Origin of the sequence: Enterobacter cloacae complex sp. IR5441 (assembly GCF_049238215.1) — a bacterium.
Classification (GTDB): domain Bacteria; phylum Pseudomonadota; class Gammaproteobacteria; order Enterobacterales; family Enterobacteriaceae; genus Enterobacter; species Enterobacter hormaechei_C.
Genome location: NZ_JBMKIA010000022.1, coordinates 22742 through 48022 on the forward strand (window position 1 = coordinate 22742; position 25281 = coordinate 48022).

The 25281-nt window shown below is 55.3% G+C and carries 25 protein-coding genes; 10 read left to right on the forward strand and 15 right to left on the reverse strand.

Annotation, left to right across the window (positions count from 1 at the left end; genetic code table 11):
- Window positions 1–118: 118 nt before the first annotated feature.
- The 4 genes from ACOTX5_RS19230 (at window position 119) to yjiA (ending at window position 3982) form a co-directional block, all read left to right on the forward strand.
- A complete protein-coding gene (locus ACOTX5_RS19230) occupies window positions 119–376 on the forward strand; it encodes an HTH domain-containing protein (RefSeq protein ID WP_045330232.1) in 258 nt (85 codons plus the stop codon).
- 219 nt (window positions 377–595) lie between these two features.
- The gene (locus ACOTX5_RS19235; RefSeq protein WP_017694565.1) at window positions 596–2749 is read left to right on the forward strand and encodes a carbon starvation CstA family protein; all 2154 of its coding nucleotides are present in this window, start codon (window positions 596–598) and stop codon (window positions 2747–2749) included.
- A gap of 65 nt (window positions 2750–2814) precedes the next feature.
- Entirely contained in the window at window positions 2815–3018 is a 204-nt protein-coding gene (locus ACOTX5_RS19240; RefSeq protein ID WP_003856610.1) for a YbdD/YjiX family protein, read from the forward strand.
- Window positions 3019–3028: 10 nt separating this feature from the next.
- On the forward strand, window positions 3029–3982 hold the full coding sequence (yjiA, locus tag ACOTX5_RS19245; RefSeq protein ID WP_045911302.1) for a GTPase: 954 nt from the start codon (window positions 3029–3031) through the stop codon (window positions 3980–3982).
- Between the two features lie 37 nt (window positions 3983–4019).
- On the opposite strand, the gene ACOTX5_RS19250 is transcribed toward yjiA, so the two are convergent.
- From ACOTX5_RS19250 to ACOTX5_RS19260, 3 genes are all read right to left on the reverse strand, one after another.
- Window positions 4020–5288, reverse strand: coding sequence for an O-antigen ligase family protein (locus ACOTX5_RS19250; protein WP_045911303.1), 1269 nt, complete (start codon window positions 5286–5288; stop codon window positions 4020–4022).
- On the reverse strand, window positions 5275–6297 hold the full coding sequence (locus tag ACOTX5_RS19255) for a glycosyltransferase family 8 protein (protein WP_045911304.1): 1023 nt from the start codon (window positions 6295–6297) through the stop codon (window positions 5275–5277). The genes ACOTX5_RS19250 and ACOTX5_RS19255 overlap by 14 nt, the downstream gene beginning before the upstream one ends.
- Before the next feature lie 220 nt (window positions 6298–6517).
- Window positions 6518–7876, reverse strand: coding sequence for an esterase-like activity of phytase family protein (locus ACOTX5_RS19260; RefSeq protein WP_126489781.1), 1359 nt, complete (start codon window positions 7874–7876; stop codon window positions 6518–6520).
- A 411-nt stretch (window positions 7877–8287) separates the two neighbouring features.
- Here ACOTX5_RS19260 and ACOTX5_RS19265 point away from each other — a divergent pair, with 411 nt between their 5' ends.
- Window positions 8288–8833, forward strand: a complete 546-nt coding sequence (locus tag ACOTX5_RS19265) for a YfaZ family outer membrane protein (RefSeq protein WP_006810254.1) — start codon at window positions 8288–8290, stop codon at window positions 8831–8833.
- A gap of 177 nt (window positions 8834–9010) precedes the next feature.
- Here the strand turns inward: ACOTX5_RS19265 and ACOTX5_RS19270 are convergent, their stop codons facing one another.
- A complete protein-coding gene (locus ACOTX5_RS19270) occupies window positions 9011–10381 on the reverse strand; it encodes an NAD-dependent succinate-semialdehyde dehydrogenase (protein WP_017694568.1) in 1371 nt (456 codons plus the stop codon).
- 153 nt (window positions 10382–10534) lie between these two features.
- Between ACOTX5_RS19270 and ACOTX5_RS19275 the strand changes: the two genes are divergently transcribed.
- Genes ACOTX5_RS19275 through ACOTX5_RS19285 form a run of 3 tightly spaced genes read left to right on the forward strand, consistent with a single transcriptional unit; the run spans window position 10535 to window position 13254 of the window.
- On the forward strand, window positions 10535–11287 hold the full coding sequence (locus ACOTX5_RS19275; protein ID WP_015572582.1) for an AraC family transcriptional regulator: 753 nt from the start codon (window positions 10535–10537) through the stop codon (window positions 11285–11287).
- A 38-nt stretch (window positions 11288–11325) separates the two neighbouring features.
- Window positions 11326–11979 (forward strand): LysE family translocator, encoded by a 654-nt coding sequence (locus ACOTX5_RS19280; protein WP_017383862.1) that lies wholly within the window; start codon window positions 11326–11328, stop codon window positions 11977–11979.
- Between the two features lie 3 nt (window positions 11980–11982).
- The gene (locus ACOTX5_RS19285; RefSeq protein WP_015572579.1) at window positions 11983–13254 is read left to right on the forward strand and encodes a DUF445 domain-containing protein; all 1272 of its coding nucleotides are present in this window, start codon (window positions 11983–11985) and stop codon (window positions 13252–13254) included.
- On the opposite strand, the gene ACOTX5_RS19290 is transcribed toward ACOTX5_RS19285, so the two are convergent.
- The 7 genes from ACOTX5_RS19290 to ACOTX5_RS19320 all read right to left on the reverse strand — a co-directional run bounded on the left by ACOTX5_RS19290 (window position 13251) and on the right by ACOTX5_RS19320 (window position 18121).
- Window positions 13251–14327 (reverse strand): DUF2955 domain-containing protein, encoded by a 1077-nt coding sequence (locus ACOTX5_RS19290; RefSeq protein ID WP_015572578.1) that lies wholly within the window; start codon window positions 14325–14327, stop codon window positions 13251–13253. The genes ACOTX5_RS19285 and ACOTX5_RS19290 overlap by 4 nt on opposite strands.
- Window positions 14317–15384, reverse strand: coding sequence for an HlyD family secretion protein (locus ACOTX5_RS19295; protein ID WP_234101248.1), 1068 nt, complete (start codon window positions 15382–15384; stop codon window positions 14317–14319). Before ACOTX5_RS19295 ends, ACOTX5_RS19290 begins: the two co-directional genes overlap by 11 nt.
- The gene (locus ACOTX5_RS19300; protein WP_023295868.1) at window positions 15381–15851 is read right to left on the reverse strand and encodes a MarR family winged helix-turn-helix transcriptional regulator; all 471 of its coding nucleotides are present in this window, start codon (window positions 15849–15851) and stop codon (window positions 15381–15383) included. Before ACOTX5_RS19300 ends, ACOTX5_RS19295 begins: the two co-directional genes overlap by 4 nt.
- A 149-nt stretch (window positions 15852–16000) precedes the next feature.
- A complete protein-coding gene (locus tag ACOTX5_RS19305; RefSeq protein ID WP_045348386.1) occupies window positions 16001–16696 on the reverse strand; it encodes an ArsR/SmtB family transcription factor in 696 nt (231 codons plus the stop codon).
- The gene (locus tag ACOTX5_RS19310) at window positions 16671–17066 is read right to left on the reverse strand and encodes an amino acid-binding protein (protein ID WP_045333469.1); all 396 of its coding nucleotides are present in this window, start codon (window positions 17064–17066) and stop codon (window positions 16671–16673) included. The genes ACOTX5_RS19305 and ACOTX5_RS19310 overlap by 26 nt, the downstream gene beginning before the upstream one ends.
- Window positions 17059–17382 (reverse strand): antibiotic biosynthesis monooxygenase family protein, encoded by a 324-nt coding sequence (locus tag ACOTX5_RS19315; RefSeq protein ID WP_045911306.1) that lies wholly within the window; start codon window positions 17380–17382, stop codon window positions 17059–17061. Before ACOTX5_RS19315 ends, ACOTX5_RS19310 begins: the two co-directional genes overlap by 8 nt.
- A gap of 259 nt (window positions 17383–17641) precedes the next feature.
- Window positions 17642–18121, reverse strand: a complete 480-nt coding sequence (locus ACOTX5_RS19320; RefSeq protein ID WP_045344429.1) for a carboxymuconolactone decarboxylase family protein — start codon at window positions 18119–18121, stop codon at window positions 17642–17644.
- Window positions 18122–18223: 102 nt separating this feature from the next.
- Between ACOTX5_RS19320 and ACOTX5_RS19325 the strand changes: the two genes are divergently transcribed.
- The gene (locus tag ACOTX5_RS19325; RefSeq protein ID WP_017694575.1) at window positions 18224–19612 is read left to right on the forward strand and encodes a PLP-dependent aminotransferase family protein; all 1389 of its coding nucleotides are present in this window, start codon (window positions 18224–18226) and stop codon (window positions 19610–19612) included.
- An 85-nt stretch (window positions 19613–19697) separates the two neighbouring features.
- On the opposite strand, the gene ACOTX5_RS19330 is transcribed toward ACOTX5_RS19325, so the two are convergent.
- Window positions 19698–19859 (reverse strand): DUF1127 domain-containing protein, encoded by a 162-nt coding sequence (locus ACOTX5_RS19330; RefSeq protein WP_015572572.1) that lies wholly within the window; start codon window positions 19857–19859, stop codon window positions 19698–19700.
- A gap of 176 nt (window positions 19860–20035) precedes the next feature.
- Here ACOTX5_RS19330 and ACOTX5_RS19335 point away from each other — a divergent pair, with 176 nt between their 5' ends.
- Window positions 20036–21451 (forward strand): PLP-dependent aminotransferase family protein, encoded by a 1416-nt coding sequence (locus ACOTX5_RS19335; protein ID WP_045911315.1) that lies wholly within the window; start codon window positions 20036–20038, stop codon window positions 21449–21451.
- Window positions 21452–21527: 76 nt separating this feature from the next.
- Here the strand turns inward: ACOTX5_RS19335 and foxA are convergent, their stop codons facing one another.
- From foxA to ACOTX5_RS19350, 3 genes are all read right to left on the reverse strand, one after another.
- Window positions 21528–23636 (reverse strand): ferrioxamine B receptor FoxA, encoded by a 2109-nt coding sequence (gene foxA, locus ACOTX5_RS19340; RefSeq protein ID WP_103557149.1) that lies wholly within the window; start codon window positions 23634–23636, stop codon window positions 21528–21530.
- A gap of 121 nt (window positions 23637–23757) precedes the next feature.
- Window positions 23758–24714, reverse strand: a complete 957-nt coding sequence (locus ACOTX5_RS19345; RefSeq protein WP_040117184.1) for a helix-turn-helix domain-containing protein — start codon at window positions 24712–24714, stop codon at window positions 23758–23760.
- A 135-nt stretch (window positions 24715–24849) separates the two neighbouring features.
- Complete coding sequence (locus tag ACOTX5_RS19350) at window positions 24850–25083, reverse strand: DUF2171 domain-containing protein (protein WP_003863067.1); 234 nt, start codon at window positions 25081–25083, stop codon at window positions 24850–24852.
- Window positions 25084–25281: the final 198 nt, after the last annotated feature.

Sequence of the window (25281 nt, forward strand, 5' to 3'; positions counted from 1 at the left end):
CCGTTGCACAAAAAAACGCTAAGGTTTCCGCAAAGGTGCGCCGTTAACTATCCATAAGATAAATTTTCCGGGGCGGCTGGCAACGTCGTCAGCCGCCCCCTTAACGCTGGAAAGTCTTATGGCCCCTTCACCCCGAAGCCGCTCGGCTGAACGTCTGGTTGAAATCATTATTGCCCTGCACCGCAACGGAAGCGTTAATCGCCGCGATCTGATGCAAAAATTTGGCATTACCGAACGCACGGTGTACCGCGATTTACAGGCGCTTTCCCCGATTATTGAACACGACGGCAAAGGGCGCTATCAGCTGCTGCCCGCGTATCAGCCCTGCCGCTGCGTGCACTGCCCTGAAGCGAACGACAAAAGCTCACAGGGCTAGATTATTCTTAGTGATCTCAATCACATATTTTCTCCCACCGGGGGTGAGCCTTAACCACTCACCCTCGCTTTTGACCGCTCACGCATCGCTTTCAACCACTCACCCATTTACCGTGCTTTACACGCGCGAGGATCTGGCACGATCGCTCCAGCATTAATCAATACCTCCTCACAACGAACCCTGACCCTTTTTTCTTTACATAAAAAACCAGGTCTTATTATGGATACTAAAAAACTACTTAAGCACGTGCCCTGGGCCATCCTCGGGATCATCGGTGCTTTCTGTCTGGCGGTTGTTGCATTACGCCGGGGCGAGCACGTCAGCGCCCTGTGGATCGTGGTCGCGTCGGTTTCCGTCTACCTTGTGGCTTATCGCTACTACAGCTTGTACATCGCGCAGAAGGTTATGAAGCTCGACCCGACGCGCGCCACCCCGGCGGTTATTAACAACGACGGCCTGAACTACGTGCCAACCAACCGTTACGTGCTGTTTGGTCACCACTTTGCCGCTATCGCCGGTGCAGGCCCGCTGGTCGGCCCGGTGCTGGCCGCGCAGATGGGCTACCTGCCGGGTACGCTCTGGCTGCTGGCGGGCGTGGTGCTGGCGGGGGCGGTGCAGGACTTTATGGTGCTGTTTATCTCCTCGCGCCGTAACGGTTCGTCGCTGGGCGAGATGATCAAAGAGGAGATGGGCCGCGTGCCAGGCACGATCGCTCTGTTCGGCTGCTTCCTGATCATGATCATCATCCTGGCGGTGCTGGCCCTGATCGTGGTGAAAGCGCTGGCCGAAAGTCCGTGGGGCGTCTTCACCGTCTGCTCTACCGTACCGATTGCGCTGTTCATGGGCATCTACATGCGCTTCCTGCGCCCTGGCCGCGTTGGCGAGGTGTCGATCATCGGTATCGTGCTGCTGGTCGCCTCCATCTACTTCGGCGGCGTGATTGCGCACGACCCGTACTGGGGTCCGGCGCTGACCTTTAAAGACACCACCATCACCTTCGCGCTGATCGGCTACGCATTCATCTCAGCGCTGCTGCCGGTGTGGCTGATTCTGGCTCCGCGTGACTACCTGGCAACCTTCCTGAAAATCGGCGTTATCGTCGGGCTGGCCATTGGTATTGTGATCATCAACCCGGAGCTGAAAATGCCGGCGGTGACGCAGTACATTGACGGTACCGGTCCGCTGTGGAAAGGCGCCCTGTTCCCGTTCCTGTTTATCACTATCGCCTGCGGCGCCGTATCTGGCTTCCACGCGCTGATCGCCTCTGGCACCACGCCGAAGCTGATGGCCAACGAAACCGACGCGCGCTTCATCGGTTACGGCGCGATGCTGATGGAATCCTTCGTGGCGATCATGGCGCTGGTTGCGGCGTCGATTATCGAGCCTGGCCTGTACTTTGCGATGAACACCCCGCCGGCGGGTCTCGGCATTACCATGCCAAACCTGCATGAGATGGGCGGCGAAAATACCGCGCTGATCCTGGCACAGCTGAAAGACGCCAGCGCGCACGCGGCGGCGACCGTCAGCTCCTGGGGCTTCGTGATTTCGCCCGAGCAGATCATGCAGACCGCGAAAGACATCGGCGAACCGTCCGTGCTGAACCGCGCAGGTGGCGCGCCAACGCTGGCGGTGGGTATCGCACACGTGTTCCACAAAGTGCTGCCGTGGGCGGACATGGGCTTCTGGTACCACTTCGGTATTCTGTTTGAAGCGCTGTTCATCCTCACCGCGCTGGATGCCGGTACGCGTGCAGGCCGCTTCATGTTGCAGGATCTGCTGGGTAACTTCGTGCCATTCCTGAAGAAAACCGACTCTCTGGTGGCCGGCGTTCTGGGCACTGCGGGCTGCGTAGGCCTGTGGGGTTATCTGCTGTATCAGGGCGTTGTTGACCCGCTGGGCGGCGTGAAGAGCCTGTGGCCGCTGTTCGGTATCTCTAACCAGATGCTGGCGGCTGTGGCCCTGGTGCTGGGTACCGTTGTCCTCGTGAAGATGAAACGCACCAAATACATCTGGGTCACCGTGGTGCCTGCGCTGTGGCTGCTGCTCTGCACTACCTGGGCGCTGGGTCTGAAACTGTTCAGCACCAACCCGCAGCTGGAAGGCTTCTTCTTCATGGCTAACCAGTACAAAGAGAAGATTGCCGCAGGCGGCGCGGATCTGACCGCGCAGCAGATTGCCAACATGAACCATATCGTGGTGAACAACTACACCAACGCGGGTCTGAGCATTCTGTTCCTGGTGGTGGTGTACAGCATTATCTTCTACGGCATCAAAACCTGGATGAAAGTGCGTAACGTTGAGGGCCGTACGGACAAAGAGACCCCGTACGTACCGGTGCCGGAAGGCGGCGTGAAGACCTCCTCACACCATTAATTAAGCATGTTACTGTAGGCCCGGTAAGCGTAGCGCCACCGGGCTTCTTCTATCTGGAACCCTCAATGTTTGGTAACTTAGGCGAAGCAAAAAAATACCTTGGTCAGGCGGCGAAAATGCTGATTGGCATTCCGGACTATGACAACTACGTTGAGCATATGAAGACCAACCATCCGGATAAGCCGTACATGACCTACACTGAATTCTTCCGCGAGCGTCAGGAAGCGCGCTACGGCGGAAGTGGAGAAGGCGGCGTCCGCTGCTGCTAAAGGAGAAACCATGACCCCGATTGCCGTTACCCTGCTGACCGGTTTCCTCGGCGCCGGTAAAACCACCCTGCTGCGCCACATTCTGAACGAGCAGCACGGCTTCAAAATCGCCGTCATCGAAAACGAATTTGGCGAAGTCTCCGTTGACGATCAGCTGATTGGCGACCGCGCCACCCAGATCAAAACCCTGACCAACGGCTGCATCTGCTGCACCCGCTCTAACGAATTAGAAGACGCCCTGCTGGACCTGCTCGACAGCCGCGATCGCGGTGACATCGACTTCGACCGACTGGTGATCGAGTGCACCGGCATGGCCGACCCCGGCCCGATTATTCAGACCTTTTTCTCCCATGAGATCCTCTGCCAGCGCTACCTGCTGGACGGCGTCATCGCTCTGGTGGATGCGGTCCATGCCGACGAGCAGATGAACCAGTTCACCATCGCCCAGTCCCAGGTTGGCTACGCCGACCGCATCCTGCTGACCAAAACCGACGTGGCGGGTGAAAGTGAAAAACTGCGCGAGCGCCTGACGCGCATCAACTCGCGTGCGCCCATTTACACGGTGACGCATGGCGATATCGATCTCGCTCAGCTGTTCAACACCAACGGCTTTATGCTGGAAGAGAACGTCACCGCGAAACCGCGCTTCCACTTTATGTCCGACAAGCAAAACGACGTGACGTCGATTGTGGTGGAGCTGGACTACCCGGTGGACATCAGCGAGGTCTCCCGCGTGATGGAGAACCTGCTGCTGTCATTTGCCGACAAGCTGCTGCGCTATAAAGGGATGCTGTGGATCGACGGCGAGCCGAACCGCCTGCTGTTCCAGGGCGTGCAGCGCCTGTACAGCGCCGACTGGGATCGCCCGTGGGGCGATGAAGCGCCGCACAGCGTGATGGTGTTTATTGGAATACAGCTGCCGGAAGAGGAAATTCGGGCAGCGTTTGCGGGGCTGAAAAAGTAAGATATATCAGGGCCAATTTTTAATGGCCCTGATTTAATTACTGTCTAGCAGTTTCGATTTTTTTATTCTCATCTTTCTGGCAGAGAAGTAATATTACAGCACAAGCACCAATCACCATTGCTGTATTTCGTTGGATGAAGAGGACATCTGTCAATCCCATAAGAAATAGCGCTGACATATAAAGCAGCAACCCAACATTGAACTTATTCTTTTTTTCGCAGGAAGCTAAAAAACCAGTGGCATAAAACAATATAATAGCAATGACGCCAAAAAGCCCCTGTAAACTAAAGCTTTCAATGATATCGTTATGGAAATGGTATTTTATAGCCCTGACTGCTTCTGCGCTTTTATAGTTTTGTTCAATATATTCTCTTGCATTATTATAACGTTGTTCTGCATCCTGACCAAAAAGTGAAAAACTCGCTACGTGCTGTCCTGCGTCAAGCATAACAAAACGTGCTCCTAAAGATGTGTTAGCATTATTTTTTTGTAATTGCTGGATGTTATCATAAGCCTCAACAATTCTCTTTTGCATCTTATAAGCTATACCTCCGCCAATTACGGATATTGCCAGTAATGCTAAAAACCAATAACGAGGCTTTACATTTCTCAATTCAAAACATGCCAGGACGAAGCAGACAATGAAAAAAGTGCCTATGGCGCCTCTGGTTTCTGTCATCAGTAATAAATAAGAGAATATGAAAAATGTAGCAATGTAAAATACAGTACGGTAAAGCTGATTTGAAACTGCTTTTTTAATAAGAGAAAAACACAGAACTGACTGAACAACCATTATATAAGCAGTAGTCGTAGCAGCATCGGCTAGTAATTTAATTCTGGTTATACCAGTCGCTTGTTCCTGGTAACCAAACCAAACGGTGAGTAAACCTAGCACAACGCTAGTGCAAGCAGCGAATTTCCAGCTTTGGATTGAAATTACACTTACGGATTTAAGCAAATAAAATGCCATTACTCCTGACAGGATGAGCAACTTTCCGCCAGCATAATAATTATCTTTAATATCCTTTAAATGTGTCGATGGAAATATCATCGACCAAATTAACTTACTGGCGCCGAGAAGCACAATGCTCAACAAAAATGCTATTGCGATTTTATTACTCAATAGCCATTGACGAAAACCCTTCCAGTTTTCCAAGAAAAGAAGGCCAAAAATAGAAAGATAACAACTAATGTAAAATAGCTTTCTTGGATAAGCCTCTATAAAAAGATCGCTTCCAATTGTAAACACAATAAGAATGAAAATAATGTTAACATTTAACCTTTTAATGTATTCACGACTTAACATGTTTAGTTTGCCTTTTTTCCAAGAAACGAGCCAAATGATAACGAACAAACATACAGAAAGCTTCAATAAACTGTTTCTTATTATTAAGCGTTTTATAGCATTTCTTTAGTTCTTTCGCACAACGTGGACTAACATCTTCAACATCACACCAGGGTGACATTTTTTTATATTTACGATAGTAGGTGCTTATTTGCTGTTGATTCCATAACTGCCATGGTTTATCGCTACCAACATAATGTAACAAAACTGTTTCATTTGGTGGTTCACGCATGAAATCTCCCTTTTTGTGTCCTGCCTTTATTTGGCAATTATACTTGCCATCTATAAACATTATTTTTTCGTTCAGGACAACATTAAGAGCATCTTGATCAAAATACTTAAAGTCAGCCCCGCGCTCCAGTAAGCATTCAAAAACTTTTTGCGATATTTTATTTTCATTCCACGTTCTGGCATCAATATAAAGAACGCCAGAATTAAAATAATCGCAACCAGACATATTAATAGATTCTGAAAGAGCAGTCTGATGCTCCGGCTCCCTAACAGCACAACAAATATTATTTATCGGCTTATGGTTTTCTAATAGATCATAAATACTATCCAGCGCTATAATATCGGCGTCAACATATAAAAAATAACGATATTCTTTAATTACATACGGAGCCAGGAGACGGAAATATATTGAGACCGGGAAAATTGAATTCTTAGGAAAAACATCCAGAGCGTCAGCAGATACAATAATAATTGTCAGTGCATGTTGAGTATTCTTGATAATAGACTGCAATCTGGAAAACTCAACTCCATTGCTTTTATCTGTAATAATGAAAAAATGCAATGGAACTTCCGAAGTTTTTTCCACAATTGATAACATCGAGATCCCACAATGCTTTAGAAAATTTTCATCGACACCATAAACAACTGCTGAATATTGAACTTCAACATCGAGATTAAAATTCGTTACTTGCACGCCCAATATATTTTCGTTTAAATTAAGAATGGTTGGGTTCATCATTATTTATCGAGCTCAAAAATACTTATAATACATAAGATAACAAATAATAGCTGCCTTCCCCAGTACTTTCTCTAATTTGTTTAGCAATCCTACAAAACATGATAACCTTGGAAAAAATGACAGGTTAACCTTTTGAATAACATATAAAAAAGCACTATACCCATAGACGCATGGGTATAGTGCTGCGTTACTTAAGAAATGGTCGATTAACCAACCGCTCTCATTTCAACGCCTCCGGCAGCGTCACAATCCACAGCTCGCTGTCGGACTCCGGTTTCTTCAACGGCTTCACGCTGAGGGTGGTTTCAACCGGTTTGTCATCCAGCGTCAGCGCCCCCTGCGCGTTCACCCGATAATCCTTGAGCTTCTTGCCCTCGACTGGCTTCTGCATCGCCACCTTCACGCCAAAGTCATTATCGTTCGCTACCGCCAGCGTTTTGCTGTCAATCAGCGCCAGCCCTTCGGCCTTTTCCTGCTGCCAGCCCAGCGCACGCAGATCGACCACCTGCGTTTTTTCCGCAAGCGTGATGCCGCGCTGCGCCAGCGTTTTCTCATCATCAAACTCCGGGTATTCGCCCGGCTTGTCGAAGGCCGCCAGATCGCTCGCCTTGCTCAGATCAACCCTGTAGATGAGGTTACGCATTGCGTCATTTTTATCCTCGCCCTGTTCAATCAGCAGGATGGTGTGGTTATCCAGCGCCACTATGTCACCGATTTTGGCGTCGCTGTTTTTGCTGTAGGCCGCGCTGTCGATGGGGTAGCCGTACATCGCGGTTTTCCCGGTCGCCGGATCGAAGCTCACCAGACGCGTAAACAGCGCCTGTTTTTTGCTCTTCCCGTCGATATCCAGCGTGCTTTGCACGGCGGCGATAATGCGTCCGTCCGGCATGCGGGTCAGCCCTTCAAAGCCCCGGTTTGCCTGACGCCATTTGATAACGTTTGGCAGACCGCCCGCGATGGCTTTCTCCCCTTCCGCCGCCTGCGGACCGTGGATCGCGAGGATTTTCCCTTTACTGTCGACGTTAATCAGGAACGGGCCATACTCATCGCACAGCCAGTAACCGCCCTTACCGTCCGGCGTGATGCCTTCCTTATCCAGCCCGCGGTTATCACCTTTCAGCACTTTTAAGGTGTCGCTTAGCGCGACTTCATTGGTAGATCCAATCACGCCGCTTTGCAGCGGCAGGCCGTTGATCTCGCCTTTATCGTCATGCAGCGGTCGCGCGTCCACGGCCTCCGCTTTGCCGTTTAGCACACGGATCGTCATCAGCAGCGGGGCGAAATCCGGGGTAGCAAAGATTTTGGCATCGCTTTTCCCCATTTTTGGCGAATCCGCGTTAGGACCGCGATCGGTCACGGTCGCAAACGTCAGCGCATCGCCCTGCTTGCCCGTGAATAACAAACCCGAACCCATCCCCACCGGGAGCCCGTTCGGGAATGCGCTGGCAAACGCACCGCTGTATTTGACATGCGCGCCTTCGGGAAAGCTGACGACGTAGCGCTTCGCGGTTGGCTGTGCCGCCAGGCCAGAGAAAGAGAGCGCACAACCGATTAGCACAGGAATAATTTTTCTTTTCATATTGTTAGCATCCAGTAAGTGAAGCCAACAACGTAATGAAGAAACGTGTCAGAAAAATGACATGTAATGGCAACGAAGCGGCGCGTACGGACGTATATCAATCACCAGAAATGTAAACCTCTGTCTTTATCTGTGTCAGCTGAAATACTTTTGGAAATTATTAGAAACCCAATTAATTCATGGCGAAGGACTATTTGCGCCTCGTTCATTTTACGTTTAGCCAGGAATGTAAACTGTCCCTAAACGCGAATGTATTGGACATTGACGATTTGCCATATAAACAATTCATCAACATTTACCATTCAAAAACCCAACACAAACAGCATATAAATGCGAGACATATCACATTTGCAGTCATAAACATCGCTTGTTAAGGTGCCCTCAGATTAATTTAATGACGAGGAAACACTCATGAAAAAACTTAACATCCTGATCCTTTCTGCTCTGACCGCCGTATCGGGCTCCGCACTGGCCATGGGTGGCAGCATTGAGCAGGGTAAAAACTTTACTAACCTCAATCTGGAAATGGGGAAATCCTCATCCGGCCTGTATGCGGAGAGCAACTGGCTGAAAAACACCGATGACGGTACCCAGACCGGCGGCGTTGGGGCAGGCTACAACCTGGAAGTGGGTCCGGTGATGCTGAACGCTGGCGCGAAAGCCATCTACATCGGCCCGAAAAAAGGCGATAACGGCGTAGCATTCCCGATTGGCGGCGGCGTTAACGTTGCGCTTACGGACAGCATTCACGTGTTTGGTGAAGGTTATGTGGCGCCAGACGGCCTGAACAACAGCGTGAAGAACTATGTTGAAGCTAACGGCGGCGTAAGCTGGACGCCAGTCAAACCTGTCACGCTGAAAGTGGGCTATCGCCACGTGAGCGTAGACGGTAAAGACGGTCGTCCAAACCACACGCTGATCGACGGTGCATATGTAGGCGGTGGAGTGTCCTTCTAAGCCTGTTTGCGCGTTTCGCCCGGCGGCGCTACGCTTGCACGGGCCTACAATGAAGGGTGCAATGTATTAAAATTATTGCACATTGTAGGCCGGGTAAGCGCAGCGCCACCCGGCAAGAAAGGCGATGCGACCGTTAATAAAAAACCTGCCGGATGGCAGGTTTTTTTTATTACCGCATTACTTGCGAACGACCACCAGCTTCTGGTTCACAAACTCTTTGATCCCCAGGTCCGACAGCTCGCGTCCGTAACCCGAACGTTTTACGCCGCCGAACGGCAGCTCTGCCGCAGTGTCGGTGAGCCAGTTGATGTATACCATCCCGGTCTCAATGCGCGACGCCATTTTCTTCGCGCGCTCGATGTTCTGGCTGAACACCGCGCCGCCCAGACCGTAGTGGGAATCGTTAGCCAGTGCGACCGCTTCGTCGTCGCTTTTCACCACGTAAACCTGCGCTACCGGACCGAAGAACTCCTCGAAGTACGCCGGGTTATCACGCGAGATATGCGTCAGGATGGTCGGCTCAAAGAAGCTTCCGTCACGCTGAACCGGCTTGCCGCCATGGTGCAGCTTCGCGCCATTTTTCACCGCCTCGTTAACCTGTTTAGTTAGCGTCTCCAGCGCGTCTTTGGATGACAAAGGCCCCAGCGTGGTGCTTTCGTCCAGCGGATCGCCAATTTTCACCTGCTTAAACGCCTCGGTGAATTTGCTCAGGAAGGCGTCTGCAATCTTTTCATGCAGGATAAAGCGCTTCGCCGCGGTACAGACCTGCCCGGCATTGTTCAGCCGCGCGTTAACGCCGATCTTCACGGCTTTATCCAGATCCGCATCGTCCAGCACCACGAAGACATCGTTCCCGCCCAGTTCCAGGGTCGATTTTTTGAGGTGCTTCGCAGCCTGTGCCGCAACCACGCTACCCGCTTTTTCTGAACCGGTCAGCGCCGCCCCCTGTACGCGATCGTCGGCGATGATGTTCGCCACCTGTTCGGACGAGATAAACAGGTTGGTCCACGCCCCTTCCGGCGCGCCCGCTTCACGTACCAGCTGTGCAAAGGTCTCTGCACAGTGCGGCACGATGCTGGCGTGCTTGGCGATCACCGGGTTGCCCGCTGCCAGGTTTGGCGCCAGAACGCGCATCAGCTGATAGTACGGGAAGTTCCATGGCTCGACGGCCATCAGCACGCCGATGGGGTGATGTTCAACCCATGCTTCCCCGAGTTCAGAGTCATACTTCACCGGGGCCAGGAACTGCTTCGCGTTGTCCGCATAGTAGCGGGCGATTTGCGCGCACAGCTTCACTTCGCCGCGGCTTTGTTCGATGAGCTTACCCATCTCCTGACTGGCGATTTTCGCCAGATCCTCCACGCGTTCGTCGATCAGGTCCGCCAGCTTATGCAGCACCGGCAGGCGCTGGCTTATGTCGCCTTTCGCCCAGTCGGAATGATAGAGCGCATCGGCTGCCTTCAGCGCCGCTTCAACGTCTGCGTCAGTGTGAGAGGGATATTCTTTGATGAGCTGGTTCGTGGCAGGATTTACTGTCTGGTAAGCCATATCGAATCTCCTTGTTTTACCGCTTAGGGTATTAAGGGTAGTCAATCTGACTGGCTTTGAAGGTAAAGTTGGGTATATACGGAGGGTTCTTAACAAGACGCTGCCAGGCGATGCGCAGACATGGTATAAAAAATGCTCATCAATGGAGTTCCTATGACCGATACCCGCCACATCCGCCAGACCTTTAACCGCGCAGCAGGCCTTGAGCTGCGCAGTACGTGGCAAAGCACCCGGGCATATAAACGTCATTGCCATCCACAGCTCTCCATCGGCGCGATTGTGGAAGGCCAGACCTGCTGCGTAAGTCATGGCAATGCGTACGTTCTTGATCCCGGTGATCTTATCGTGATCCCGGCTTATGCCCCGCACAGCTGCAACCCCGTTGTCGGGAAGCCGCGCAGTTACCATATGCTCTATATCGACACCGATCTTCCCCTGGCGCTACAGGTTATTCGCGATCCCACGCTCTTTAAGCACTTTCTTGCCGTTGTCGGGACGATGTCCTCCGCATCCGTGGAGACCCTGCTTTCTGCCCTTCCCCGTTGCGCGGGTGAGATGAATGCACCTCGCTCAACCAGCCAGCAGGTTCAGCAGGCGTTACTCTCCGACCTTGCCGCACCGCCTTCCCTTGACGAACTCGCCCAACGATTCTCACTGCGCAAGGAGACGCTGATCCGCACTTTCAGGCAGGATACCGGCCTGACGCCGGGCAGTTTCCTCAACATTTCGCGCGTGGAGTACGCCAAAGCGCGGCTGCGCGCGGGGGATGATATCGCCGACGTGGGCTACCAGAGCGGGTTTGCCGACCAGAGTCATTTTCATAAGACCTTCGTGAATTATACCGCTGCCACGCCGCGCCAGTACGCCACGGGCCGATCAATATCAGACAATAATCAGGATACGTAACGTCGTAAGGTGACCTCAGATTTGTCACTGAGGTCGCTATGGAACTGTTATTTCCCTCCGCCTTTCTTGCCCTGGCGCTGGCGCATTTTGTTGCCCTGTTAAGCCCGGGCCCGGATTTCTTCCTGCTGGTAGGCTACGCCGCCCGCTACCGGCTGCGCGGCAGCGCCGGATTGTGTCTCGGCATCGCAGCAGGTAACGGGTTGTATATCTTACTGGTGATTATCGGCTGGAGCGCGCTGCGCCAGTTTGGGTGGCTGTTTACGCTTATCGAACTGTCCGGCGCGCTGTACCTGCTGTGGATTGGCTCGCATCTTGTGCGCAGCCGCCCGCAGCCGCTGGCGCTGGAAGAACCCCGCCAGCGCTGCCCTTCTCTGCGTAAGCAGATCCTGCTGGGGCTGGGTTCGGCGCTGTTAAATCCCAAAAACGCGTTGTTCTACCTGGCGCTAATGACAGCGTTACTCGGGCCGGACGTCACACTGCTTCAGCAGGCGACCTGCGGCGTCTGGATGGTGATGGTGGTGCTGGTATGGGATCTGGCGCTGATATCGCTGATGGGGTTACCGGCGGTTCAGCGAAAGCTCAGCCGTTCGCTCTGGCTGATAGAGCGCACGGCAGGGGTGGTGTTGATGGGGTTTGGTGGGTGGGTGCTGTGGCGGTTTTTGCACTTTTCCCCCGTATCCCTCTATCCTTAACCCATGGAAAAACATACCGAACTCAAACGCGCCAAGCTTCTCGCGCTGTCGCTGCTGCTGATTGCCGTCGCAGCGTTTATCACCACTCTGTTCCTGCCGCAAACCTTCTGGGTGCGCGGCGTAAAGGCCATTGCCGAAGCGGCGATGGTCGGCGCGCTGGCGGACTGGTTTGCCGTTGTCGCGCTGTTCCGCCGGGTGCCAATTCCCTTTATCTCGCGCCATACGGCGATTATCCCGCGCAATAAAGACCGCATCGGCGACAATCTCGGCCAGTTCGTGCAGGAAAAGTTTCTCGATACGCAATCCCTTGTCGATCTTATCCGTCGCTACGAGCCCGCACAGATGATTGGGACCTGGTTCAGCCAGCCCGATAACGCCCGGCGCGTGGGGCAGCATCTGGTGCAGGTGATGAGCGGTTTTCTGGAACTTACCGACGATGGACGCATTCAGCGCCTGCTCAAACGCGCCGTCCACAAGGCTATCGATAAGGTCGATCTAACCGAGACCAGCGCCGTCATGCTGGAAAGCATGACCAAAAACAACCGTCACCAGGTGCTGCTGGACGCCATCATCAACCGCCTGATTACCCTGATTCAGCGGGAAAGCACGCGGGAATTTATTGCCGACCAGATCGTCCACTGGCTTAAGACCGAGCATCCGCGCAAGGCGATGGTGCTGCCCACCGAGTGGCTGGGCGATCAAAGCGCGGAGATGGTGTCGAACGCGGTGAACACGCTGCTGGACGATATCAGCCACGACCGCACGCACCAGATCCGTCAGGCGTTTGACCGCGCCACGATCAAGTTCATCGACAATCTGAAAAACGATCCGGAGATGACGGCGAAAGCCGAGAATATCAAACACTACCTGAAGAATGACGAAGCCTTTAACCGCTATCTGGGGGAAATGTGGGCTGACCTGCGCCAGTGGCTGAAAAATGACATGCAGAGCGATGATTCCCGCGTGAAGCAGCGTATCGCCAACGCCGGGCTGTGGTTTGGCGAAACGCTGACCAACGACGCCAGCCTGCGGGCGTCGCTGAATGAGCATCTGGAGCAAGCCGCGCACCGCGTGGCGCCGGATTTCGCCGCGTTCCTGACGCGCCATATCAGCGACACGGTGAAAAGCTGGGATGCCAAAGACATGTCACGCCAGATAGAACTCAATATCGGTAAAGATCTTCAGTTCATTCGCGTTAACGGTACCCTGGTGGGCGGAACGATTGGCCTGATCCTGTTTCTGCTCTCGCAGTTGCCCGCCGTGCTGGGGCATTAATCCGCTTTTGGCGGCGCGATAACGTAGCGCGTCGCCTCGAAGCGGTTCAGGATCAGGTGCACCAGAAAGACCATCGTCAGCGTGACCACCAGCGCGAAGGTGACGGAGGTGATGCGGTACAGATCGCTGAACACCAGGTCGCTGTCCGGATGCATGTTCTGCCCGAACATAATGCCGATGGTGGTGATACTGGCGAAGCCTACCCCAGCGCCGACCTTCTCCATTACGTGCAGACGCGCGCCAAACGCCAGTCCAAGGCCAATCAGCGGCATCATTAGCAGCATATGGCTGCTGTGATCGTAGAGGATAAGCTGGACGACAAGGATATAAAGACACCCCAGCACCACGCCGACTACGCGCCAGATGGAGCTGATAACCGATCCGCGATAGTGCATCGGGAACAGGATCAAAATGCCCGCCATCAGCGCCGAAAGCGAATCGCTTAAGTCGCTCATCTGGAACACCACGAAAATCAGCGTCGCCACGGTGCCCGAGAGCAGAGACTCGTGGCGCACGCGGGCGTCATCTTTCTCGATCAGCGGCGGCGGCTTACGCGGCTCCACGTCCGGCAGCAGGTAGTTCATCAGCGCGCTCAGGCACACCGCCATCACGCTCGCTTCGATGTTAGAGAATAAAAGCGTGTGCCAGTTGGTGGTGGGGTAGCTCATAAAGTTGAGCATCACGCTCTGGCAAACCACGCCCATCGAGCCGAACAGGAACAGCGGCCCCTTACTCATAAAGCGAAAACGCATCACGTACAGGGCAAACACCACCAGCGTCATAATGACCGGCCACTGGGACAGATAGCCGATGATAAACACCATTTCGATGCAGTTCAGCGAGGCGCTGAAGATAAACTGCTTCGCCACGTGGCGGTTAAACACCGGCACCAGCGAGAGCAGCATGATCGGATAGACCACAAAAAACACGCCGTAGCTGGTGTTGTAGAAACTCGAAATACTGAGCGCAATCATCCCGGCAAAGACGATACGCAGGGTCTGGCGAAAGTCGTTTGCCGTATAGACGATGTTGCCGTGCGGGGTAAATACCCGCGCCAGGGTGCTAATAGACATAGTGAAGCAGGCTCACCAGATGGATTTGCATCCCGGAGAAGAATCGCGCAAACGGCCCTTCGCTATTGTAGAGCTGCACGGTGGCGCGCGCGCCGGTCGGCAGCGACTTCGGTAAGGCTTCGTCCAGCGCCACGTGAATGCGCATACGCAGGGCATCACGCACCCAGCGGTTGGAGGTTTCCGGTTCAGAAAGTTGACCGTTTACGGCCTCCTGTCCGGCGAGGATCCCCGCGTCGCTGCTGGTGACGTGGGCACGGAAAACTTGCCCCGGGAAGGCGTCGAACACCACGGCGGCGTCGGTCCCCTGGTGAGTATGCCGCAGGCTCTTCTCGCGGAAATCCGCCACGATATCGATCCGGGTGTTCACCAGCGCCAGCGCAGCCGAACCGGACGAGGCGTAAAAACCGGGGCTTAATTGCAGGTTACTGACCGTGCCGTCCGCCTCGGCGTAGACCTTCGTCCAGCCAAGATTCAGCTCCGCTTCATCCAGCGCGTTACGGTATTTTTGCAGCGTCACGTTGCGGTGCTCATCCCGCTCGCCGCGCTGAATGCGCAGGTTATGAATATTCGCCTGAATCGAGCTGACGGACTGCTCGCTGCTCTGCCAGGTGGTACGGACCTTATCCAGATCCGCCTGCGACACGTTCTGCAAGGTGCTCAGTTTCTGGTAGCGGTCGAAGGTCACTTTGTCATTACGCGCCGTCAGCACCGCGGTTTTCAGGCTGGCCTGCGCCGCGGCAATCTGCGCGTCCAGCTGATCGTTAGACAGACGCGCCTGTTCCAGCGCAATCTGCGCCGCTTCGACCTTATTGCGAAACGGCGTGGCGTCGAGCTCAAACAGCAGATCGCCTCTCTTAACCTGGCTATTGTTGTGGACATGTACCGCCGCCACATACCCGGAGACGCGGGCAGACACCGGGGTCACCACGCGCATCACGGTGGAGTCCGGCGTCAGCGGGATCCAGATATCCGCGACGATAAAGTAGACAAACATCAGCAGGAAAGAGGCAATACTCACCCTTACCCAGCGGGCAAACTTTTGTTCAGGAGTCATTATTTTTCGGTCTTATTATCTTCTTCGCGGATTGTCCGCAAATTGCAGGCGATTTGATTGAGTGTGGCGCTGAAAATATTGATATGTTCCGGCGCGATGTTTTGCGATACGCGCGCCTGATACGTCTCAATCACCTGAGAGAGCCTTTCAAGAATGGCTTTTCCCTCAGGCGTCAGCGTCAGCAGCCGGATACGCTTGTCATACGGCGAGACGGTGCGCAGCAGGTAGCCCTGCTTTTCCAGCTGTGTCAGCGTACGCATTAGCGGAGGCAGTTCAATCCCCTGCACTTCCGCCAGCTCGCTGACCGAGACGTTATCCCCGAGTTGATGAAGCTGCATCATCACCGTCCAGCTCGACTGGGTTAACCCGGTGTCGAGAATGGCGTCGTCGATGACTGCGCGCCACTGACGCACGATCATCGCCATCCGCATGCCCATCGGCCTGCGGTTAAACAGATCTTCTTCACTCATGGGGAATCCTCTCGTAGTACGCCATTACGATAATAGTTATCATGGTAAGTATCAAGAAACGAGAAGTTAAAGCGCAGGAATTGCGAAACGATGTTCTCCCTCTCCCTGTGGGAGAGGGTCGGGGTGAGGGCATCAGCCCGCAACGGCGTTTAGCGGCTAAAATGCTTCCTGACGGCACTTTTCCCCGAAGCCGTCACCACCACCTCCCTGTACCCCGCCACCCGCTGGATCCAACCTTTGCTTTCCATGTGGATGAGCAGCGCCGCGCCGGCCTCTCCCCCCAGATGAAACCGCCGCTCGCTCCAGTCCAGGCAAGCGCAGCACGCCTTGCGACGGGTATTGGGATTTAACGGAATACCAAGCTTCAGAAACTGCTCGCGGCCATGTAGCGTGAGCGCTGAACCGTCTGCCTCAAGCCAGCCTTCCGCCTGCATGAATTCATAGATATGCACCGCCACCGTTCCGGCAAGATGGTCGTAGCAGGTTCGTGCTTCGCGCAGGGCTTTTGGCGCGGAGGTTTCCGGCGGCGTGATGCGGCTCCAGGAGAGCCCCATCATCTGCTCGACAAGCGCCGCCACGTCGTGTCCCGCCAGGCGATAGTAGCGATGCCGCCCCTGAGACAGGCAGGTAATCAACTTTCCCTCCACCAGCCGCGCGAGATGCCCACTGGCGGTCGACGGCGCAACGTCTGCCGCCACGCTCAGCTCTGTAGCCGTCCACGCCCGCCCGTCCATCAGAGCACAGAGCATCTTCACGCGCGACGGATCGGCCATTGCAGCCGCTACAGCGGCAATGGCCTGTTCCAGCATCGCGCTGTTATCAGAGGGTAAGCTCGTCTTTAACATTCGTCGCCCAGGATTCGGTGATCTCTGCGGCCAGCTTATCATCATCCGTCAGCAGAATAAGGTGATTCGCATGGTCGCTGTACTGAGTCAGGATAGACACGCCGCGTGCCGCCAGCGCCGCCGCAATTTCACCCAGCTCGCCAGGACGCTCCTGCTTAAGCTTTCTGATCACCGGCTTTCGCAGCGCCTGCACGGTAAACCCGGCGTCGAGCAGCACACGGTGGGCTTTTTCCCCGTCCTCCACCAGGAAATGGGCATCCGTACCGAAAACGCCGCCCCCCTCCAGCCCCACGCCGTTGCGGCCTAACAGTTGTCCAAAGCTCGCCAGCTCGCCGGGCCTGTCGCTAAAAATCACATGAACGTCATACATCCGCGTGCCCTCCGGTTTCGGAACTGTATTCCCGCACCAGTTGCGCCACGCGAATACGGTAGAAAGAAAAAATCGACGCCCGGCCTTCGGCCTGCGCGGCCTGATGGAAGACATTCTGCTTCCAGCGGCGGACGGCCTCTTCATCCCGCCACCAGGAAAGGGACAGGATTTTGCCGTCGGTCGTCAGGCTCTGGAACCGTTCGATATCAATAAAGCCGTCGATGTCGGCCAGTAAAGGCTTAAGCTCTACGGCCAGTTGCAGATAGCGCGCCTGATAAGCGGGTTCGGCTTTGGCTTCGAAAAGGACTGCGATCATGGTTTTCTCTCCGTTGTGATGTTGGGGAGAGAATGCAGAATGAAGAGGTACAATGCTTCGGTATGGAGCGAAGTGTTTGCCGGATGGCGCTGCGCTTATCCGGCCTACGGTGTTTTGTAGGCCCGGTAAGCGTAGCGCCACCGGGCAGGGTTTAACCCACAATCGACCTCGGCTCCATAAACGCCCGAATCCCCCACTCGCCATCGTCACGTCCCGCCAGGCTTACGGGCGCTGGTGGCGATAATCCGCGGGCGCGGGATTACTCCAGGTTAGCCTTGTTCAGCCCATATGCCGCATCCAGCGAGCCCGGCTCCATGCGGGAGGTAATGCCCAGGCGGTTCCAGGCGTTGATCGCTACGATGGCGAAGTTCAGCTCTGAAATCTCCACGTCCGAGAAGTGCTCCGCCACGCTGCGGTACAGCGCGTCGCTCACGCCGTGAACGCTAATCTGGGTCAGCGCTTCGGTGAAGGCCAGCGCGGCTTTCTCGCGGGCGCTGAACAGCGGCGACTCGCGCCATGCCGCCAGATGGTACAGGCGCAGCTCGCGCTCGCCGGCAATTTTGGCCTCTTTCGAATGCATATCCAGGCAGAAGGTACAGCCGTTCAGCTGCGAGACGCGAATGTCGATCAGGTGCTTCAGCGCCGGATCAATGGAGGTTTTCGCCACTTCCATGCTCAGGGCGGAAAGCGCGTTGGCGAGTGCAGGTGTGGCTTTGTGGTGGTTTACGCGGGTGCTCATTGTCTTTCCTCTTTTTTGTGCGGTTTTTATCATGCGATGAGGCAAATCTACGCCGTTAATGACATAGTAAAAAGACACAAAAAACCTGAAATGAGGTAGGACATGAAGCCGGGCTATCACGACATTTATACCCGCTATCGCGATAACATCACGCGCGGCGTACTGAAGCCCGGCGACAAAGTGCCTGCCATCCGCGTGCTGGCTGAAGAGCTTAAGGTCGCGCGAAAAACCGTTGAAACAGCCTATGCCATTCTGACGGGGGAAGGATATCTGGTAAGCCAGGGCGCGCGCGGCACGCGGGTGAATCCGGATCTTCTGCTGCCCGCGCAAAACGCTCCGGCAGAACAAGCGACCGGCACGCTGCCGGCGTCGTTGATTAGCCAGCGCGAACGGGCCGGTTTTCTGCGCCCCGGCATTCCCGCGCTCGACAGCTTCCCCTATAAAAAATGGCTGCTGCTGGCAGGCCAGGCGACGCGCGCCATGCGTCAGGATGAAATGCTCAACCCGCCGGTGCTGGGCTGGTATCCGCTGCGCGAGGCAATTGCCCGCTATCTCAATATCTCGCGCGGGTTGTCCTGCACCGCAGAACAGGTGCTGATCACCAGCGGCTACAGCGGCAGCCTGCGCCTGATCCTCGACACGCTCGCCAGCCGCAGCGATAAGGTGGTATTTGAGGATCCGGGCTACTTTATGGGCCAGCAGTTGCTCAAGCGCATTGTGCCCCGCCTGCACACCGTGCCGGTCGATCGCGCAGGGATGGATACGGACTACCTGCTGCGTAATCACCACGATGCCCGCTTCGCCATCGTTACTCCGTCGCACCAGAGCCCGCTGGCGGTGACGCTCTCCCTGCCGCGCAAGCAGCAGCTGCTCGACTGGGCGTCACAAAACGAGGCGTGGATTATCGAAGATGACTATGACGGCGAATTTCACTACACCCGCAAAGTGCTGCCGTCGTTGAAAAGCCTCGACCAGCATGACAGGGTGATCTTTATGGGCACCTTCAGCAAAACCATCATGCCTTCACTGCGCATGGGCTACGTGGTGATGCCCGCCAGCACCGTCGGCGCGTTTACCGACAGCGCGGACATCCTCACCAGCGGCCAGCCGGTCCTGACGCAAAAGATCCTCACAGCCTTTCTCAACGAGGGGCATTTTTTCCGTCATCTGAAAAAGATGCGCGCGCTCTATCAAACCCGCCGCGACTGGATGATTGCCGCCCTGCGTGAGGTCTATGGTGATCTGTTCTTCACCGAGCAAAACGACGGTGGAATGCATATTGTCGCGTTCCTCGCAAAGGGAAGCGCTGACCGGGAGATCGCCCGCTGCTGGCAGGAACAGCAATTGCAGGTCAATGCGCTTTCGGCGTGGTATCGCGGGTCGGGCAAACGCTACGGGCTGGTGATGGGCTATAACAACGTGCGGTCATATCAGGAGGCGGTTGAGCTGCTGGAAAGGCCGAAACGGCAGACGCTTGCGCTGTTGAGCTGAAAACCGCCAGGTGGCGGCTGCGCCTTACCCGGCCTACGGTCTCCTGTAGGCCCGGTAAGCGTAGCGCCACCGGGCAACCCTATGCTCACACATCATATCGCGATAACCCGACGTCCTTGAGCTGCTCGTCGCTCATCTGGCTCAGAATACGGCGGGTACGGTTGATGCGATACCAGTTACGCAGCGTTTTCGCTATCCAGACAAACGCGATAAACGGACGTTTTGAACGATTCTCGTAGAATTCCATGATGCTCTCCTCGCTGTGCCAGTGGAGTTATCATCATGGAAAACGGCCAGTACAATACAGATTCAAAAACTGCTTTTGTTTACCATACAGATCCGCTAAAACGGTATCTGCATGGTGGTTTACCCATCAATCTGTACTGGTTTAATGCTCTGTATGGTGAAAAAAAAGGATACAGCATGACGCGCTATCAACATCTGGCCAACCTCCTGGCGGAACGTATCGAACAAGGGCTGTATCGCAGCGGTGAACGTCTGCCGTCGGTACGCACGCTGAGCCAGGAGCACGGCGTGAGCATCAGCACCATACAGCAGGCCTACCAGATCCTCGAAAACCGCCAGTTGATTACGCCTCAGCCGCGCTCCGGCTATTTTGTCTCGAAACGCAAAGCCCAGCCGCCCGTCCCGGCGATGACGCGCCCGGTGCAGCGCCCCGTGGACGTCACCCAGTGGGACGAAGTGATGATGCTGCTGGACGCCCGCGCCGACAAAGAGATGATCTCCTTTGGCGGCGGCTCACCGGACATTAACCAACCGAGCCTGAAGCCGCTGTGGCGTGAGATGAGCCGCATTGCGCAGCATAATCCGGGCGAAATGCTGAGCTATGACGTGCTCGACGGGCGCCTGGAGCTACGCGAGCAAATCGCCCGTCTGATGCTGGATGGCGGCTCCACCGTGGCGGCAAACGAGATTGTCATCACCAACGGCTGCCACGGCGCGCTGTCGATCGCCCTGCTCTCGGTGTGCAAGCCGGGTGACATCGTGGCAGTCGAGTCACCATCGTTTCACGGCACCATGCAGATGCTGCGCGGCTTTGACATCAAGGCCATTGAAATTCCCACCGATCCCGAGACCGGGATCAGCATCGAGGCGTTAGAGCTGGCGATGGAGCAATGGCCGATCAAGGCGGTGATCCTGGTGCCGAACTGCAATAACCCGCTCGGGTTTATCATGCCGGAGTCTCGCAAGAAGCAGGTCTTAGCCCTGGCACAGCGGCACGATATCGTGATTGTTGAGGATGACATTTACGGCGAGCTGGCGGCGGAGTACCCGCGTCCGCGCACCATTCATTCTATGGACATAGATGGCCGCGTGCTCTTATGCAGCTCGTTTACCAAAACCGTGGCGCCGGGCCTGCGCGTCGGCTGGATCGTGCCGGGGCGCTATTACGACCGGGTGATGCACATGAAGTACGCCGCGGGCGGGTTTAACGTGCCGGGCACGCAGATGGCGGTGGCGGCGTTTATTCGCGACGGCCATTACCATCGCCACGTGCGCCGTATGCGTCAGATTTATCAGCAGAATATGGAAACCTATACCTGCTGGGTGCGGCAGTATTTTCCGGCAGAGATATGCGTCACCCGCCCGCAAGGAAGCTTCCTGCTGTGGGTTGAGCTGCCGGAGACGGTCGATATGGTGTGCGTCAGCAAGCAGCTGTGCCGTCTGAAGATCCAGGCTGCGGCCGGGTCGCTGTTTTCTGCCTCCGGGAAGTACCGCAACTGCCTGCGGATCAACGTGGCGTTGCCGCCGACGGAGAAGAACCGCGAAGCGCTGAGGAAGATGGGCGAGGCAATTGTGATTGCGATGGAGGAGTAGTGCGGCCTGTTGCCCTCACCCCAACCCTCTCCCAAAGGGAGAGGGTGGAAACCGCCACCGGGCAATGGTCAACGACTCAGAACTTCCACGAAACGCTGCCCACAATGCTGCGTTCTGCACCGAAGTAGCAGTAAGAGAGCGAGTTACACGCCGCGACGTAGCTTCTGTCCGTCAGGTTATTGACGTTCAACTGCGCGCTCACGCCCGTGAGCCCCACTTTCGACAGGTCATACCCCACGGTCATATCCACCAGCGTGTACGACGGAAGCGTATGGGTGTTCTGGCGATCGCTGGCGATCCCGTTGACATAGCGCACGCCGGAGCCGACGGTCAGGCCATCCAGAGGGCCGGTTTTGACGTCGTAACTCAGCCAGGCGCTGGCCATGTTACGCGGGGCATAAACGGCGCGCTTGCCCTCCTCTTCCGGGCTGCTCTTCTTGTAGCGAATATCCGTGTAGGTGTACGCGGCCTGCATACGCAGGCTGTCGGTCAGCTGACCAATCGCCTCCAGTTCAACGCCTTCGGATTCGATTTCACCGATGGAACGGTACGGATCGGTCGGCTCCTCTTTAGTGGCAATGTTCTTCTGGTTAATGCGGAACACCGAGGCGCTGAACTGGCTGTTCATCCCCTCCGGCTCATACTTCACACCCGCTTCCCACTGCTTGCCCTTCATCGGATCCAAAATGTTGCCCTGCTCGTCGGCAAAGCTGGTCGGCGTAAAGGCGGTAGAGTAGCTGACGTACGGCGCGACGCCGTTATCAAACAGATACAGCAGCGCCGCGCGGCTGCTGAAGTTATTTTTATCCAGATCGCTGCGGGTGTGGTTGAAGTTGTCGACGTTCGACACGCTCACCTGGTCGTAACGCCCGCCCAGCGTGAGGCGCCAGCGGTCAATGGACATCTGATCCTGTAGGTAGTAGCCGGTCTGGCGCAGCTTGTGTTTTTCCCTGCTGTACTGGGTGATGTAGTCCGGCTTCGCGCCGTAAACAGGATGGAAAGCGTCAATCGGCGGGAAGCCGCCGTAGTAGCCAGTGACGTTGTTGGTGCGGTCCTGGTAGTCCATGCCGATCAGCACGCGGTGGTTTACCGCCCCGGTATCGAAGCTGCCGTCGACCTGGTTATCCAGGGTGATGGCGTTCATCTTCTCGTCGGAGCCGGAATAGCCGCGGTTCAGCTCGGTGTCATTCAGCCAGCCTGCGGCATACACCTGGTTCAGCTCGACTTTGGTGTGCAGGTAGCGCAGCTTCTGGCGCACGGACCAGCCGCTGTCAAACAGGTGCTCGATGTTATAGCCGACCATGTTTTCCCGACGATCGTACTTGTCGTAATCGTCCTCGCCCTCGAAGAAGGTGTTGGAGATTTTCTTACCGCTGTGCGGTACAACAGTGCCCTCATATGGCAGGCCGGAGTGGCTGCCGCCTTCCGGATCGCGGTGCAGGTAGGCCATCAGATCCAGACGGGTGTTGTCGGTGATACGCCAGGTCAGGCTCGGCATCAGGGCGTAACGCTCTTCCTTCAGCGGATCGAACTGGGAATCGGCATAGCGGGTCATCCCGCTGAGGCGCACCGCCACGCGGTCGTTATCATCAACCGGGCCAGTGACGTCGAACATCGCCCCACGCTGGTTATTGTTACCGGCGAAGAGCTTGATCTCCCCGCCAGGATCGAACGATGGCTTACGGGAGGTGAGCGCCACAATCCCGCCCGGCGATGAGCGACCATAGAGCACGGAGGCCGGACCGCGCACGACTTCGATACTGTCCAGGAACCACGGGTCAACCACCAGCGAGCTGTGGGAGTTGGTGTCGCCCATCATCTTCAGGCCGTCGAGGTAGACGTTATCCAGGCTGCCGTCCGAGAAGCCGCGCAGCACCATGTAGTCAAAGCGGTTTGACGCCCCGATCTGGTTGCTGTAGACCCCCGGCGTGTAGCTCACGGCCTGACGCACGCTGGTTGCGCCCTGCTCTTCGAACTGCTCGCGAGTGACGATAGAGACCGACTGCGGGGTTTCAATATCCGGTGTTTCAAGCTTGGTGGCCGCAGACTGCATCTGCGAGGTCACCACCACGGTGTCAGTTTTTTGGGCATCCTGCGCCAGTAAAGGAAAAGCAACGCTACCGGTAACCCATCCCACCAGCAGTGCCAGACGCGATTTAACAAACATAACCCTCTCCAGAGATATTTCTTATTGTTAATAAGAATTATTACCTTTTTGAGAGTGCAAACGGCTATGCGTGCCGCCAGGTTACGTATGCGCGATGCTAAACCACACGAAATGCATTCGCGCGACAGGAGAAATTACGTTAGCGGAGTTTGCGCACGTCCCCCGGTGAAATCCCGTAATGACGACGAAACGCGGTGGCAAAGTTGGTGGCATGCTGATACCCGCACATCCAAGCCGCCTGCTGCACGCTGTGGCCTTCCAGCAGATAGCGGCGCGCCAGCGCAAGGCGACAGTCGCGAAGGTAATCGAAGAGCGTGCAGCCGTAGCGCTGACGGAACTTGCTGCGCAGGCTGCTTGGGCTCATTGCGGCAAGGGCTGCCAGCTGCGCGAGAGTATGATCCCGTTCAGGAGACTGTTCCAGCAGGCTCCGCACGCGTTCAAGACGCGCATGCTCAGGCCGGCGCGGGCAAGGCTGCTGGCGCTGGTTGAGGCCATGGCCGAGCAGCTGATACATCAGCCCCTCCAGCAACAGCTTGCGTGAGAGCACGCTTCCCCCCTGCCGCTGCGCATGCAGAATACCTGACATCACAAACTCGGGAACCTGCCAGACAAAGGCGGGTGCATTCAGGCTTTGCCATTCCAGAAGCAATGACTCAAGCAGGGCTTCACGTCCGGCATCGTGCGGGTAGACGCCAAACGAGAGCGTTTTCAGCGTGCTGTCGGCATCGTGACGCGCGCTCATCACCTGATCTTCACTCAGACGTGAGCTGAACGCCATGCCCGGGCGGACGGGATAATTGATACCATTGAGCGTGAGCGTCACGCACCCTTCCAGCACCACCAGCATATAGAGCGGGCTGCTGTGGCGAGAGGTGGTTTCATAGGGCTGTAGTACACGTACGTCGGAGTGGGTCAGCGAAATGCCGGACGAGAGCATCATCTCTTCAACATTCCCCTGCAACACGGGGCTACAGCTGACCTGCGCCTCTTTTAACTGGGGGAAACGGTAGTCGATGCCGTAGCGCTCGCCGAATACCTGAAAATCTTCAACAAAAAATATGCGTTTCGCTGATCTATTTTCACTCTGGAGCATCATTTGGGGCCTGCATCGGGGAAAGGACAGGCAAAACAGTACCATCCATTTGTAATGGCAGCAATCACCGGGCGCAGACACTATTACGCTCCGGACGAAGCCGGAGCGAAGGCATATATTTCCTTGCGAGAAATATATTTATGCTTCCTGCCACTCAGCAAAAACCTCTTTATGGTTTTTGGTCAGGACAACTTTATTATCTTCGACCTTATCAACCCAGCCGAGAGGAATAAAGTGGTGCTTGCCGCCCGATTCCGGATCGCTCTTCGCAAGCTTGATACGCTCACCATCAAGATGGTCCACAACCCCGACGTGCGTTCCGCAGCTGGCGACAACCTGAGTGTGATCCTTAATTGCGCTTTTATCTACCATAATTATTCTCCTGTTTCGGTTATTTGCCTGTTGCACGAAATTAACTGTAGCGCATAAATTCAGGCTTAAACGTCTTATTAGCATTTTGAAACATCATTGACAGAACCGAATATTAAGTCTACTTAACGCCGAAATGAAAAAATAAGAATGAGATGAATTATTACCGACTGATTATTTCCCGTTCATAATTAAATTATC

What these genes read in the sequence shown, in the direction of transcription:
- ACOTX5_RS19315 (WP_045911306.1), bottom strand. Translation starts at nt 17,382, where the DNA reads ATGATCGCAGTCCTTTTCGAAGCCAAAGCCGAACCCGCTTATCAGGCG.
- ACOTX5_RS19285 (WP_015572579.1), top strand. Translation starts at nt 11,983, where the DNA reads ATGGAAAAACATACCGAACTCAAACGCGCCAAGCTTCTCGCGCTGTCG.
- ACOTX5_RS19300 (WP_023295868.1), bottom strand. Translation starts at nt 15,851, where the DNA reads ATGAGTGAAGAAGATCTGTTTAACCGCAGGCCGATGGGCATGCGGATG.
- ACOTX5_RS19255 (WP_045911304.1), bottom strand. Translation starts at nt 6,297, where the DNA reads ATGATGAACCCAACCATTCTTAATTTAAACGAAAATATATTGGGCGTG.
- ACOTX5_RS19275 (WP_015572582.1), top strand. Translation starts at nt 10,535, where the DNA reads ATGACCGATACCCGCCACATCCGCCAGACCTTTAACCGCGCAGCAGGC.
- ACOTX5_RS19230 (WP_045330232.1), top strand. Translation starts at nt 119, where the DNA reads ATGGCCCCTTCACCCCGAAGCCGCTCGGCTGAACGTCTGGTTGAAATC.
- ACOTX5_RS19350 (WP_003863067.1), bottom strand. Translation starts at nt 25,083, where the DNA reads ATGGTAGATAAAAGCGCAATTAAGGATCACACTCAGGTTGTCGCCAGC.
- ACOTX5_RS19310 (WP_045333469.1), bottom strand. Translation starts at nt 17,066, where the DNA reads ATGTATGACGTTCATGTGATTTTTAGCGACAGGCCCGGCGAGCTGGCG.
- ACOTX5_RS19270 (WP_017694568.1), bottom strand. Translation starts at nt 10,381, where the DNA reads ATGGCTTACCAGACAGTAAATCCTGCCACGAACCAGCTCATCAAAGAA.
- yjiA (WP_045911302.1), top strand. Translation starts at nt 3,029, where the DNA reads ATGACCCCGATTGCCGTTACCCTGCTGACCGGTTTCCTCGGCGCCGGT.
- ACOTX5_RS19345 (WP_040117184.1), bottom strand. Translation starts at nt 24,714, where the DNA reads ATGATGCTCCAGAGTGAAAATAGATCAGCGAAACGCATATTTTTTGTT.
- ACOTX5_RS19240 (WP_003856610.1), top strand. Translation starts at nt 2,815, where the DNA reads ATGTTTGGTAACTTAGGCGAAGCAAAAAAATACCTTGGTCAGGCGGCG.
- ACOTX5_RS19235 (WP_017694565.1), top strand. Translation starts at nt 596, where the DNA reads ATGGATACTAAAAAACTACTTAAGCACGTGCCCTGGGCCATCCTCGGG.
- ACOTX5_RS19250 (WP_045911303.1), bottom strand. Translation starts at nt 5,288, where the DNA reads ATGTTAAGTCGTGAATACATTAAAAGGTTAAATGTTAACATTATTTTC.
- ACOTX5_RS19335 (WP_045911315.1), top strand. Translation starts at nt 20,036, where the DNA reads ATGACGCGCTATCAACATCTGGCCAACCTCCTGGCGGAACGTATCGAA.
- ACOTX5_RS19325 (WP_017694575.1), top strand. Translation starts at nt 18,224, where the DNA reads ATGAAGCCGGGCTATCACGACATTTATACCCGCTATCGCGATAACATC.
- ACOTX5_RS19265 (WP_006810254.1), top strand. Translation starts at nt 8,288, where the DNA reads ATGAAAAAACTTAACATCCTGATCCTTTCTGCTCTGACCGCCGTATCG.
- ACOTX5_RS19305 (WP_045348386.1), bottom strand. Translation starts at nt 16,696, where the DNA reads ATGTTAAAGACGAGCTTACCCTCTGATAACAGCGCGATGCTGGAACAG.
- ACOTX5_RS19260 (WP_126489781.1), bottom strand. Translation starts at nt 7,876, where the DNA reads ATGAAAAGAAAAATTATTCCTGTGCTAATCGGTTGTGCGCTCTCTTTC.
- ACOTX5_RS19320 (WP_045344429.1), bottom strand. Translation starts at nt 18,121, where the DNA reads ATGAGCACCCGCGTAAACCACCACAAAGCCACACCTGCACTCGCCAAC.
- ACOTX5_RS19280 (WP_017383862.1), top strand. Translation starts at nt 11,326, where the DNA reads ATGGAACTGTTATTTCCCTCCGCCTTTCTTGCCCTGGCGCTGGCGCAT.
- ACOTX5_RS19290 (WP_015572578.1), bottom strand. Translation starts at nt 14,327, where the DNA reads ATGTCTATTAGCACCCTGGCGCGGGTATTTACCCCGCACGGCAACATC.
- ACOTX5_RS19330 (WP_015572572.1), bottom strand. Translation starts at nt 19,859, where the DNA reads ATGGAATTCTACGAGAATCGTTCAAAACGTCCGTTTATCGCGTTTGTC.